At 38.4% G+C, this 12,688-nt stretch carries 16 protein-coding genes and 1 tRNA gene; 3 read left to right on the top strand and 14 right to left on the bottom strand.

Going from position 1 to position 12,688, the window contains the following annotated elements:
* Positions 1-5: 5 nt before the first annotated feature.
* The 3 genes from rpsT to WC707_01545 form a co-directional block, all read right to left on the bottom strand.
* Positions 6-290 carry a 30S ribosomal protein S20 gene (gene rpsT / locus WC707_01555; GenBank protein ID MFA6065847.1) on the bottom strand — a complete coding sequence of 95 codons (285 nt, stop codon included), beginning with the start codon at positions 288-290 and terminating at the stop codon, positions 6-8.
* A gap of 14 nt (positions 291-304) precedes the next feature.
* Positions 305-508 (bottom strand): 50S ribosomal protein L28, encoded by a 204-nt coding sequence (gene rpmB / locus WC707_01550; GenBank protein MFA6065846.1) that lies wholly within the window; start codon positions 506-508, stop codon positions 305-307.
* A 105-nt stretch (positions 509-613) separates the two neighbouring features.
* On the bottom strand, positions 614-955 hold the full coding sequence (locus tag WC707_01545; protein MFA6065845.1) for a hypothetical protein: 342 nt from the start codon (positions 953-955) through the stop codon (positions 614-616).
* 194 nt (positions 956-1,149) lie between these two features.
* Here WC707_01545 and WC707_01540 point away from each other — a divergent pair, with 194 nt between their 5' ends.
* Complete coding sequence (locus tag WC707_01540) at positions 1,150-1,503, top strand: hypothetical protein (GenBank protein MFA6065844.1); 354 nt, start codon at positions 1,150-1,152, stop codon at positions 1,501-1,503.
* Positions 1,504-1,558: 55 nt separating this feature from the next.
* On the opposite strand, the gene WC707_01535 is transcribed toward WC707_01540, so the two are convergent.
* The 7 genes from WC707_01535 to WC707_01505 form a co-directional block, all read right to left on the bottom strand.
* The gene (locus tag WC707_01535) at positions 1,559-2,167 is read right to left on the bottom strand and encodes a superoxide dismutase (protein ID MFA6065843.1); all 609 of its coding nucleotides are present in this window, start codon (positions 2,165-2,167) and stop codon (positions 1,559-1,561) included.
* A gap of 29 nt (positions 2,168-2,196) precedes the next feature.
* Positions 2,197-2,478 (bottom strand): septum formation initiator family protein, encoded by a 282-nt coding sequence (locus tag WC707_01530; protein MFA6065842.1) that lies wholly within the window; start codon positions 2,476-2,478, stop codon positions 2,197-2,199.
* 73 nt (positions 2,479-2,551) lie between these two features.
* Complete coding sequence (glmS, locus tag WC707_01525) at positions 2,552-4,396, bottom strand: glutamine--fructose-6-phosphate transaminase (isomerizing) (protein MFA6065841.1); 1,845 nt, start codon at positions 4,394-4,396, stop codon at positions 2,552-2,554.
* Between the two features lie 18 nt (positions 4,397-4,414).
* Positions 4,415-4,852, bottom strand: coding sequence for a 30S ribosomal protein S9 (gene rpsI / locus WC707_01520; GenBank protein MFA6065840.1), 438 nt, complete (start codon positions 4,850-4,852; stop codon positions 4,415-4,417).
* 45 nt (positions 4,853-4,897) lie between these two features.
* Positions 4,898-4,972 (bottom strand) — tRNA-Thr (locus tag WC707_01515).
* Positions 4,973-5,043: 71 nt separating this feature from the next.
* Complete coding sequence (locus WC707_01510; protein ID MFA6065839.1) at positions 5,044-5,382, bottom strand: TraR/DksA C4-type zinc finger protein; 339 nt, start codon at positions 5,380-5,382, stop codon at positions 5,044-5,046.
* A gap of 1 nt (position 5,383) precedes the next feature.
* Complete coding sequence (locus tag WC707_01505; GenBank protein ID MFA6065838.1) at positions 5,384-5,848, bottom strand: nucleoside deaminase; 465 nt, start codon at positions 5,846-5,848, stop codon at positions 5,384-5,386.
* Between the two features lie 198 nt (positions 5,849-6,046).
* Between WC707_01505 and gyrB the strand changes: the two genes are divergently transcribed.
* Together gyrB and tilS are read left to right on the top strand one after the other, a co-directional pair.
* A complete protein-coding gene (gene gyrB / locus WC707_01500; GenBank protein ID MFA6065837.1) occupies positions 6,047-8,464 on the top strand; it encodes a DNA topoisomerase (ATP-hydrolyzing) subunit B in 2,418 nt (805 codons plus the stop codon).
* Positions 8,465-8,643: 179 nt separating this feature from the next.
* Complete coding sequence (tilS, locus tag WC707_01495; GenBank protein MFA6065836.1) at positions 8,644-9,636, top strand: tRNA lysidine(34) synthetase TilS; 993 nt, start codon at positions 8,644-8,646, stop codon at positions 9,634-9,636.
* Here tilS and WC707_01490 read toward each other — a convergent pair.
* From WC707_01490 to WC707_01475, 4 genes are all read right to left on the bottom strand, one after another.
* Positions 9,602-9,937, bottom strand: coding sequence for a hypothetical protein (locus WC707_01490; protein MFA6065835.1), 336 nt, complete (start codon positions 9,935-9,937; stop codon positions 9,602-9,604). The two genes, tilS and WC707_01490, sit on opposite strands and share 35 nt — an antisense overlap.
* A 201-nt stretch (positions 9,938-10,138) precedes the next feature.
* Positions 10,139-10,669: a hypothetical protein gene (locus WC707_01485; GenBank protein ID MFA6065834.1), complete on the bottom strand. Its 531-nt coding sequence runs from the start codon at positions 10,667-10,669 to the stop codon at positions 10,139-10,141.
* Positions 10,670-10,749: 80 nt separating this feature from the next.
* Positions 10,750-11,565, bottom strand: coding sequence for a hypothetical protein (locus WC707_01480; protein ID MFA6065833.1), 816 nt, complete (start codon positions 11,563-11,565; stop codon positions 10,750-10,752).
* A gap of 31 nt (positions 11,566-11,596) precedes the next feature.
* Positions 11,597-12,673: a hypothetical protein gene (locus WC707_01475; GenBank protein MFA6065832.1), complete on the bottom strand. Its 1,077-nt coding sequence runs from the start codon at positions 12,671-12,673 to the stop codon at positions 11,597-11,599.
* Between the last annotated feature and the right edge of the window lie 15 nt (positions 12,674-12,688).

Genomic DNA, 12,688 nt, shown 5'->3' with positions numbered 1-12,688 from the left:
AAGTCTTACGCTTGTGTTTGCTGTTGACGCGCGTGAGATACCTTTTTTGCCAAACGACTCAATTTGCGGGATGCATTGTTAGCATGAAGAACATGCTTATTCTTTGCACGACCAAGCTGAGCGGCAACATCTCTCAAAAGTTCTTCTGTTTTTTCCACAGGAGCGCCTTCTCCTAGAGCAACAACAACCTTTTTCATAGCCGTTTTAATTGCTGTCTTGCGAGCAAGATTTCTTTGCCTACGAATTTCATTTTGCAATGCACTTTTTTTTGCCGAAGTAGTATTTGCCATTATAACCTTATATTTTAAACAACTTTAGTAATTTTTTTCGCCTTCATACATTTAGTACAAACTTTACCAGCATACACCTTACGCGATGGACAATCGGTCATGGTGAAACGCACTTTATGAACATTGGGATATACCCATTTTTTAGTTCTATTATTTGCGTGGCTGACATTATTTGCTACCTGAGGGCGCTTATCACATATCATGCATATACGAGACATTTTTATCCTTTAGATCAGTAATTATTATATTTTGAAAATTTTATAGCTAAAAACCCATATAATTTTTAAGTTTACTACAATATTTAATACTTTTCTATACCAATTTTACTTATTTATTTTTTTAGAAGATGAAATAGCAGCAAAAAACCGACCCAGATCTTCTTTTGGCGCTGGCAACCAATAAAAAGCAGTCGCAGCCTTTACAGAATAAACGATAGTGCCAATGGATGACAATCGACTAATATACCGCAATTTCGTACTTTTTATCGCATTTTGATGAGTTTTAGAGGCCCAAAAAGAAGAAATAACAGAAAGCGTGCTACATGCAAAAGCGCTTTTAGCAAAAGTTCCCAATTTTTTGGCAGCCAAGCCTGTATCCTGAGAACTGTCTTGAGCTCCAACAGAATGGATCAAAAACAACGATAGGAGCATTATTCTCAATTTCATACTTTTTCTTGAACCATATGTTAAAAATATATAAAAATTAACTATCAATATAATATATTAATAATAACACCAATAAGAATCTTGTCAATAAAAAATACATATAGAAATTATAATAAGCCAATTGACATTTGCAAGACTAGTAGTATAGGCTCCCTATGTATGTAAACCATATTTAATTAAAAAAAGGAAAAGGCATGGCAATAATAATAAACAAAAATGGTTATGAGCACGCACTGTCCATCATCAACAAAGGACTTGAAGTAGACCATAGCGCAACCAATTGGGAAGAAGTTCGCCCAAGCCGAGATGAAGAGGTACGATTTCTTAATACCCATTCCCTAGATGAATACGGTCTGTGGTTCTTGGGCCTTAAAACTGATGCCGATCAAAAAGATATATCAAAATTTGTATATCCATTCGGAGATTTTAACATTGTGCATAAAAGCGCTCTCATTGCCGCGGAAAAAAATGCCACACAATTTGGACATGAAGAAATTAAAGCGGTTGCCCAAAAATTGCTCAACACGATTAATCAACACAAAAAATAAATTTCTACAGATTACTATAGAAAAACCGCATAATAAATTGCGGTTTTTCTATGCTTTAAGCCAATTTTTTATATAATTCTTCGACATATGCCCAATTAACAACATTCCACCACGCTTGAATATAGTCTGGACGCCTGTTGTTATATTTTAGGTAATAAGCGTGCTCCCAAACATCTAATCCCAGAATCGGCTGCATACCATCTGTTATAGGATTATCTTGATTCGCTGTTGATGTGATCACAAGATCACCCTTTGCATCAAAAGACAGCCAAGCCCAGCCAGAACCAAACCTGGCTTTTGCAGCCTGGGAAAATTGTTCTTTAAAATTTTCGAAAGAACCAAATCTTTTTTCAAGAGCACGTGCAATATCGCCACGCGGCTGCTGTTCTCGTGTTTTTTGCAAAAGCAACCAAAAAAAAGAATGATTTAAATGGCCTCCGCCATTATTACGAACTATCGTACGAATATCTTCAGGTAAATTATCATAATTTTTTACTAAATCTTCTAAAGACCATTGAACATCAGGATGCTTTTTCAAAGCTGCATTAAGATTGTCAACATAAGCCTGATGATGCTTACTATGATGCAATTCCATTGTTTTTGCATCAATGTACGGCTCAAGCGCATCGTAACCATAACGTAATTCTGGCACTGTAAAAAGCATGTTATATCTTTCGGTAAAAAATAATATTATCAGATTATATAAAATACCTGTTCATTGGGCAACATCATTTGAAGCTGTTCACGCGCAATTTTTTCTTTATAATAGGCGAATGTGGTACTATCTTGAACTTGCCCTGTCAGCACTTCAATATCATGCTGAATATCTCTCATGGTCATCCGCATATCATTATTTTCTTGCGAAAATTTTATAAGATACGATAATCCATGTGGAGCATATACGTAATATACGCCAAAAAAAATAATTTCTACCAATAAAAAAAGAGGGATAATAAATTTTTTATATACAACCATAAAACTTTACTTAAAAACATATGTAATTTAATACACAGTTTAAGTAAAGCTCTCTATCAAAAGCAATATTTATCTATTCAACAGTTACCGACTTGGCAAGATTACGCGGCTTATCAATAGGTCTATTGAGACATTTTGCAATATGATAAACAAAAAATTGCATAACCCCACAATACGCTAGCGATGCCAATAATGGATGTACATGAGGAAATATAAAAACAGTATCAGCAAGATCAATCAACTCCTGCTGCCCCTCAAAGGCAAAAACAACAAGATGCCCGCTACGGGCTTTAACTTCTTGTGCATTCGCAATAAGCTTGCGATATACAGGTACATCAAGAGAAGAAAAAACAACAACAGGAATCGTTTCGTCAACCAAGGCCAATGCTCCGTGCTTTAATTCTCCCGCAGGATAACAATCTACAAATATATATGACAATTCTTTTAATTTAAGTGCAGCTTCAAGAGCGAATGAATAACTGCTGTGACGTCCAATAAAAATAAACTGTTTATAATGAGCATATTTTGGCGCAAGCTCACGTACAATTTTTGATGCATATTTTTCAATACTGCCTTCCAAAATTTCAGCAGCAAGCATCACATCATTAAAAGCCGTATTCATCGCATCCAAAGGTAATATGCCTTTAGTGACGGCAATTCTATGCGCTAATAAATACAGTAAGCCTATTTGCGCAGAAAATGCTTTAGTAGAAGCAACCGATATTTCTTGTTGCGCCTGCGTCAGCAAAAAGCCCTGCGCTTCTCTCACCATGCTACTTGAAGCAACATTCGTAACAGCCATTGTTATCTGACTGGATTCATTAACAAGCCTAAGCGCCTCTAAAGTATCCGCCGTCTCGCCAGATTGAGAAATAAAACAATACAAATTTTTTTGATTAACAAATAAAGATTGATGACGAAACTCTGAAGCCAATATCACTGATGCGGGAATTAAACATACTTTTTCAAAAACATATCGAGCTATAGCAGCCGCATTCCACGAAGAACCACACCCTATAAAAGTAATATGATCTATAGAAGCAATATATTCATTGGTAAAACCAACATGATCCCACATACGAACGTTAATAGACCTCAAAAAATCTATCGTGCTATGTAAAACTTTTTTCTGTTCATAAATTTCTTTAAGCATAAAATGCTCATAGCCCTGTTTGCCCTGATAAATCCACATAGCATCAATATCTTCTGCAACGGGTTGCAATTTTTTCCCAGAAAAATCATAGAGTTCAATACTATTTTTACCGACAAAAGCGAAACTTTCATCCGGTAAAAAAACAACCTTCTCGGCACGACCCGCAAACGCTGTTACATCGGATGCAACAAACATTTCTTGGGTACCTATGCCTATACACAACGGGGACTTTTTGCGAACAGCTATAAGAGCATCTGGATACGCTTCAAGTAAAAAAAGAAGCGAATAAGCCCCTTGTAATTTATCAACCAAAGAAATTATCGCCGCCTTAACATCCTGCGTATCAGAAAAAAGTACCTCAAAAAGATGGACCGCGACTTCAGAATCAGTCTGCGATAGAAAAACATGCCCCTCACTCAACAATTGCTGCTTAAGCACATGATAATTTTCTATAATGCCATTATGAACTAATGATATTTTTTTCTGACAATCAAAATGTGGATGAGCATTAACTTCCGACGGAATGCCGTGGGTCGACCAACGCGTATGCCCAATGCCCATATAGCCATCTATAGGATTATTGTCACATTGCCTTGCAAGGTCAGCAACAGAACCCTGAGATTTGCGATAGACTAAACGATTGTCGGCTGAAGTAAGACAAGCAAGGCCCGCAGAATCATAGCCTCGATATTCGAGACGCGACAAACTTTCTAAAATAAAAGCCCTGCTATATTCATTACCTACATAGCCAACAACTGTGCACATCGATATAAACCAAATATTTTAACGCTTAACAAACTGGAATTTGCGTCGAGCTGCTTTTTGACCGTATTTTTTACGTTCTTTAACACGCGAATCCACCGTTAGAAGACCATGTGCCTTTAATGCGCTACGCGATTCTTCATAAACATCAAAAATTGCGCGAGCAATAGCAAGCTTGACTGCATCCGCCTGGCCTGAACTACCACCACCTTTAACATTTGCCTTAACGCTATAATGATCTGCAGCATTTGGATACGCTAAAAAAGGAAGCATAACAGCAGAAGTTTGCGTTATGTCTTTCTTGAAATATTCAACATAATCCACGCCATTAACATCAACTGAGCCCTTGCCTCGCTGCAACCAAACACGTGCGATTGCTGCCTTGCGGCGACCAACACCATGACTTACAGAACGACGAACAGGCTGAGATGCCGTTTTTGATACTTTTGTTGCTTCCATAATAATTTTAAAAACCCTTCACAAAAAATAATAATATATAAGTACTGGAGCCGATGAGCGGACTTGAACCGCCGACCTATTGATTACGAATCAATTGCTCTACCACTGAGCTACATCGGCATCGCATCGGCAACAAAAATTAAGTATACTTAATTCCACAAATTATACAAATTTCTGGCGTACAAACAAGATTAACGTCTTTCTTCAAGCGCTTCTTGGCACGTTAAGCACCTGGTTGCATTAGGATACATTAACAAGCGTTTTTCTGCTATAGGACTGCCGCAATCGCTACAAACACCATATGTCCCCTTTTCAAGCATATCAAGTGCCTTAAGGATCATATCATATTCATTACGTTCATTATTTTGCAATGAAATATTAATCTCCTCCATGGTAGAGGTCATCGCTTGGTCACCCGGATCCTGAACCTGATCATCACTTACCTTTTCACGAGAAAGACGATCAAGCTCCTGCTCTATTTGCGCTTTACGCACCAATAATTCTTTTTTTATATGTAAAATATTGCTCACGTTATTTCTCCCTTGAATATTTAAAAAAATCTTTTAAAAGTTTTGCTGATGGCTCTGCTAAGACACCCTCAGTAATATTTTTTATTTGTCTAGTGTATAGTGCAAGCACCCCTTCTTTGTCAAGGCTAAATCCAAAAACCGGAGACCTAGCACCAAAAACAACTCGTTCAATTCGGCTTAATGAACACAAGCTGATACACATCATACATGGCTCTACAGTCACATACAAAGTATGGCCATTTAGCCGCCAATCGCCCTGCTGCTGGCCCGCTTGTTCAATTGCTCGCATTTCCGCATGATTAATCTGGCTACAGTTTTTTTCTACCAAATTATAGCCTGATCCAACGATATGTCCATGCGGGGAAACGACCAGAGCTCCTATGGGCACCTCGCCAAACTGTAAAGCTTCACGAGCGCACGCAAGAGCCTGATTCATAAAAATCACATCATAATCAAACTGTTGCATAATTATTCTTCAAATCATTACCATTATTAAAACAAGATCAATATTATAATAATAAATAAATATTTAAAAAAAACAATTATTCTATTTGAAAGAAGACCAGGGGGCAAAAGGGTTATTTGGAAAAAACACTATTATATTTTATACTTAATAAAAAGGATAATGGCACGGTAAAATTTCAATCGGCACCAGGAGATTCTTATGTCAAACAAGTCACCAAAATCAAATCAAGATTATTCTGCACAATCTATTAAAATTTTAGAAGGGCTTGAAGCGGTTCGCAAACGCCCAGCGATGTATATCGGATCAACAGGAGCTCAAGGACTACATCATTTAGTGTACGAAATCGTTGACAACTCTGTTGACGAAGCGCTTGCCGGGCACTGTACAGCAATTACAGTCATGTTGCATGAAGATGGATCCTGTTCTGTTCAAGATAATGGACGCGGTATACCAATCGACATTCACTCAGAAGGCATCAGCGCGGCTGAAGTTGTTTTTACTAAACTTCATGCTGGTGGCAAATTTGACAAAGAATCATATAAATTTTCTGGCGGCCTTCATGGCGTAGGCTCTTCAGTCGTGAACGCGCTATCAGAATGGTTAATCGTCACCATTTTTAAAAATGGTATTATTTATGAACAAAAATATGAACGAGGAACTCCCGTTACTCGTCTTATTGAAAAAGGACCAACAAGCAATCGCGGTACATTGGTAAGATTCAAACCTGACGCAGAAATTTTTAAAGACACGGTAGAATTTAATTTTGAAACGCTATCCGCCCGTATGCGTGAGCTTGCGTTTCTCAATAAGGGTCTACGGATCAGCATATCTGATGCAAATACCAATAAAAATCATGAGTTTTTCTTTGAAGGCGGCATTGTCTCATTTATTCAGCACGTTAATGCAAAAAAAACACCTCTTTTTAATGAAGTTATTTATTTTGAAAAGCGCGATGAAAACAGCATATTAGAGATTGCATTTCAATACAATGACAGCTTTGGCGAACAGCTCTTTTCATTTGTTAATAACATTAACACCATAGAAGGTGGAACTCACGTTGCCGGATTTAAGGGGGCTCTCACCAAAGCGTGCAATAAAAAAGCAACCGAAATGGGACTTTTGAAAGGATCTGAAAATTTTTCGAGCGACGATGTTCGAGAAGGCATTGTATGCGTTATTAACATGAAAGTTGCAGAACCGCAATTTGAAGGACAAACCAAGGCAAAACTTGGCAACAGTGACGTAAAAGGCATTGTAGAGTCGTGGACCTTCAGCTTTTTAGAAAATTATTTTGAAGAAAATCCTCTTATTGCCAGAAAAATTTTACAAAAAGCAGAGCTGGCAATGCAAGCCCGTGATGCGGCAAAAAAGGCTCGTGAATTAACACGCCGTAAAACAGTTTTAGAATCTACTATTCTTCCCGGCAAATTAGCAGATTGCTCAACAGAAAATCCAACAGAGGGCGAGTTATTTATCGTTGAAGGTGATTCTGCAGGCGGTTCGGCAAAACAAGGGCGCGATAGACACACGCAAGCAATTTTGCCTCTTAAAGGTAAAATTTTGAACGTTGAAAAATCACGACTTGATAAAATTTTGGGCAATGATGAAATTAAAGCACTTATCGCTGCTGTTGGTTGCGGTATTGGGACTGAAGATTTTTCGATAGACAAGGCACGTTATCACAAAATTATTCTTATGACCGATGCAGACGTTGACGGCGCACATATTCGCACCCTTCTTCTCACGTTTTTCTTTAGATATATGAAACCACTTATTGAAGCTGGATATCTATACATAGCCCAGCCGCCACTCTACAAAGCAAAAATTGGCAAAAAAGAGCAATATCTTAAAGATGACAAATTTCTTAAAGAATTTTTGACCACATGGGCGCGTGAAAACACCACAATAAGTGTTGATAATATAACACTGAGCCCAGAAGAGTTTAATGTTTTATTAGATGATGTGGCGCGCTATGAACAAGAACTTGAGCACACATCTCAAAAATTCAAGCTCACCCATGAACAATGTCACGCATTGGTTAATGCGGTAGCTCATGCTCCACTATTAGACGTTTCAAATCTTGAATCAATACTTGCAGTGTTAGTAAAAGCGTTCAGTACCTATACTATAACAGTAATGGATCAATCGATAACGCAAGCCGGTTCAACTAAATTTAATCCATTAAAAACATATATTTGCTTTAAGCGTCTCAATTTGGTTTGGTATATCGATACAGACTTTTTCTCGGCGCCAGAACTTAACGTCATGCTTGGGCTTACAAAACCATTATCGATGCTTGAAAACAATTGGACGATAAAAATACATGATAAAGAACGTTCTGTAACTGGTACGGGAATATTAGAACTCATTTCTGGTATCATAAAAATCAGCAAGCCTTATATGTCAATTCAACGTTATAAAGGTCTTGGTGAAATGAATCCCGAACAACTATGGGAAACTTCGATGGATGCTAAAACTCGCCTCTTATTACAAGTAAGTATTGGTGACGCGCTAGAAGCCGACGCTTGGTTTGATACATTAATGGGCGATGATGTTTCCGGTCGACGAACATTTATAGAAGAAAACGGCCATTTTGTTAAAAATCTTGATATATAAATTAACGGGTCTTCGCGATCTCTCGATACGTCCGACTTCGCCCTATGGGCTACGATGGACACTCGAGATGAGCGGTGGGAGGTTCGCTCGTGGTGAGTGCCGCTCGCAGAGCGGTGTATCGAACCATAGCGAACCCGAAAAATCCTGCGACTTACACCCAATTTTTGGTATAAAGCACAGTGGAAAAAATTTTACACAATATTAAAAGCTATTGCGAAGCGCACCAGCTCATTCGTCCCGACAGTACTATTATTGTCGGGTTTTCGGGTGGGCCGGATTCGCTCTTCTTGCTTTATTTTCTCACCATGCTACGAGAAGAATACAGGCTGCGCATTATCGCTGCACATCTTGATCATGGTTGGAGACCAGCGTCAGATGCAGATGCTGCGTGGTGCAAAAAAACCGCAAAATCTTATGCCGTAGAATTTGTTGCCGCTCATGCACAAGATATTACCCATACGTACAAAACAAACGGCTCGCCTGAAGAATTAGGACGCGTCCTCAGAAGAACTTTTTTTGCATCGCTCGCGCAAGAATATAACGCTGATGCGATAGCGCTCGGGCACCATGCTCAAGATAACTATGAAACATTTTTTTTAAGACTTATTCGTGGCTCCGGCATATCAGGATTATCTGGCATGCAACCACGCAACGGCTTATACATAAAGCCATTACTACAAACAAGCAAGCACGATATTCTTATGTTTTTACAAGAAAAAAATCTAGAATATCTTACTGATGAAACCAACACCGATCAACGCTTTCTGCGTAATAAAATTCGGCATACCATCATGCCCACATTACAAGAAGCAGATAATCGTTTTTTTTCAAATTTACAAACAACGCTTAAAAATTTGTCAGAAACAGAACTGTTTTTACAGCAGTTAACAGAAAAAATATTTACAAGCATAAGTCATGTCGACAATAACACGATCCATATAAATTACACGCAGTTTCTTACGCAAGATCTTTTTATGCAAAAGCGTCTTTTATCTCTTTTGCTTATAAAAAACAAAGCACCGTTCGTGCAATCACAAAGCTTATACACAGAAACGCTCAAATTTTTACACCATGCGTCAGCAAAAAAACACACCCTCACCCCCGCATGGTCTCTCGTCAAAGAACGCGATTGTTTTTTTATTTTCCCCGTTGCAAAGCGGCAGCATAATTAAAATCAAAGAAATATTTTTGCCATAATTCATCAGTGGTATGATATTCGTTATCATAGACAAAATGATCTATAAGTACCTCGCGTGTACGCACCAGTTCTCTCAAGGCGCCCCTCGTATTTTTTGGGTCGGCAATAGTTAAATCTAATAATTCCAAAGCCCGTTCGAAAGCCTTTGAACTGTAATCGAGATTTCCATTTTTTTTCCAATAAATAGTCCGCTCAATATCACAACCCACATTTGCCAATTGTTCAAATAAGGAAAATGTAAACCAATGTTCTCGCGTCAAATCTTTATGTATCATTTTGACACCACAATATATTATTTTTTCCTAAAATATTCAGTAAAGAAAATTTTATCATACCTTCGATCTCTTGAATAGCATCAACACACCCTCGCCCCCTCATGGTCCCTCGTCAAAGAACGCGATTCTTTTTTTATTAAAAAAATCGCCCAGCATAGTGTATAAATTATGCTGGGCAAATTATATTTTATTTTTTCAATCTTATTGTGCTTTTCGAGCTGCCATAATTCCGTAAAAATCTTCAAAATCTTTTAAATCTCTTCCGCATGTGCAGGCCAAACTATGCACACCAAAGGCTAAATTTTTGTTTTCTTTATATTGGGTGAATATTTCAAATTCAATGGTATTTTCAGACATTTTTCCAAATGTTCTTTGACAAAAAAACGCTTTTATTTCTTCTTTATCAGCATTATCTTCTATATTATTAATGGCATCATCACTTATATGCAATAAATCATTAAGTGGTCTTAATTTTCTTGATTGAACTTCTGTTGCTAACCGATATAGCTTTATGGCAATGGCTTTATTTTCTTGTGACAAAATTTCTTTTTCGATTTCACTATCAGACATAGTATTAAATACTTTATCGGCCGTATACATCGTTTTAAATTCATTACGAGCTTGCTGGTCAGATTCAAATTTTTCAAACGTACTTTTTTCTTCTAAAACCATTGCATTTACCAGCACTACATGCATTAATGGCAACAATAAGACATATCGCATATTTTTCATAAATTCTCTTTGATGTTAAAAAGGGATAAACTATTCTGTATCAGTTTATCCCTTTTTGAGCTTTTTGAAAAACAAGTGGCTTATATCTTTTTAGTTTTTTTCTCTGCCAACAACTTTTTCGCCCTGTTCGTTACTTTAAGTAACATCTCAAGAGCAAATTGTGCATTTTTTATACTTTGGCTATCTATAAAACGCCGTGCGGCATAAAAACCAATCCCATAAAGTACTCGAAACGCCAATTCTATATGAAAATGCCCCTTCCCCATCGAGTAACCAGTCCAAAAACCCCCTAACCCAGAAGATGATTTGTCAAGCGCTTCAAAAGCCAATTCTTTATACGCCTCTTCTAAGATTTCGATTCTCTTTCTTGCAAGAGCTTCCAGCTTTTCTATTTCAGCAGGGCTGATTTCACCATCTAATATACGAAGCATAAGCCATTCAGCAATTTCCATAATTTTCGCAGCGTTATTATTTTGTATAGCTTCTTTAATCGCAGTTATAACTTCTTGAGCCGTTGGTATTACAAATGGTTCATCTTCCTCAATCGTTACATCGCCAAGTGGCTCTTCTCCATAAATTGAACTACGGCGACGAGCAAGAGTATCTCGATGCTGATAACCAAGAGCTCTCGCTTCTGCTAACTGTCGGCGTTTTTGAAGCTCTTCACGAGTAGGAAAAGTTGTTGCTAATGAAGATGATTCTAGCGATGGTCCACCAAAGAATGATCTTTGTGGAACAAAATTCTGCTGAACAGGAAATGTTACTCCGGGGCGCAAAGCGGCTCTTTGCATTTGAGCATACGCTGGAGCCAGCCGAGTCGCTCGTTGCATATAAGACGCCTGTACCTGCGGCGCCAGTAATACCAAGCTGGTTACCACAATTCTGATATAGTTCATAAGCCAATCTCACTTTCTATTGTTTTATTTTTTAATCAAGATCGTCCAATGCCTTCGATGGTTTCCAGTGGGTTGGTGATATGTTTCGCTTGGCTACTTTAAATAATTCTTCATCTAAAGCCTTTTCTGCTGCTTTTCGTTCTTCCTCGCCTAAGTCTCTTATTGATGCATCCCATTCTTTCACTGAGTCATGAAATGCCTTCAATGCTTCTTCAGATTTTTGTTTGGTGTTTACTTTAGGCAATTCTTCAACTAATATCTTTACTTCTGGCGTTTTTTCTGCCAGCAACTCTTCTGCTCGAGCAAGAACCTCCAAAAATTCCAAGATTGCCACTTCATCATTTTTAAAGACAGCTTTTCTTATCGCCAAAAACGCATTATAAAAACCAATTGCGGTAAGAGCGCCAAAAGCAACACTGCCAAGGCCACTGGTAATACCGTGAGAATAAAGCATTCCCGAAGCGAATAGCCCGTGTCCACCGCCCATACCCATGGCCGCAGCTTCGTCGAGCTCTCTAAATTGTCGTGCAATTTTAAGATTCCGCTCTGCAACATCTTTTAGATCTGCTGCATCTTTAGAAGTCATATCACCATTCAATATATAGATCATGGCATATTCAGCGTATTCCATAATTTTCAAAGCATCGTCCTTCCATAAAGCCCTTATGAGCGCGGCTTTCACTTCTTGAGCCGTTGGCATCACAAATGGTTCCTCGGTCGTTACATCGCCAAAGCCTGGAGATTCCATAAATGGCAGCCTTTCTGCGGCTCGGTTAGCAGCAAGAATATTTCGATGCTGAAAACCAAGGGCTTTGAGTTCCTCTCGCTTTTTCAAGCTAAGCTTTTGCGCCTCTTCTAGCTCTTTACGCGCAGCAAGTTCTTTTTTAGTTGGGAATTTTGTTTCCCATTGCGATGGGCCGCCAAAACCGAAAAAAGATCTTTGTGGGACAACGCTCTGTTGAACGGGCAACGTTACCCCCGGGCGCATCGCTGCTCTTTGGATTTGAGCATACGCCGGAGCCAGCCGAGTCGCCCGCGTCATGTAAGACGCCTGTACCTGCGGCGCCAGTAATAACATGCTGGTTGCTATAATTATTATTTTTTTCATTAACATACCCCGTTA

The sequence above is a fragment of the Candidatus Babeliaceae bacterium genome, from assembly GCA_041660765.1.
Lineage (GTDB): Bacteria > Babelota > Babeliae > Babelales > Babelaceae > JBAZVR01.
This window is presented reverse-complemented; position numbering and strand designations above follow the sequence as displayed.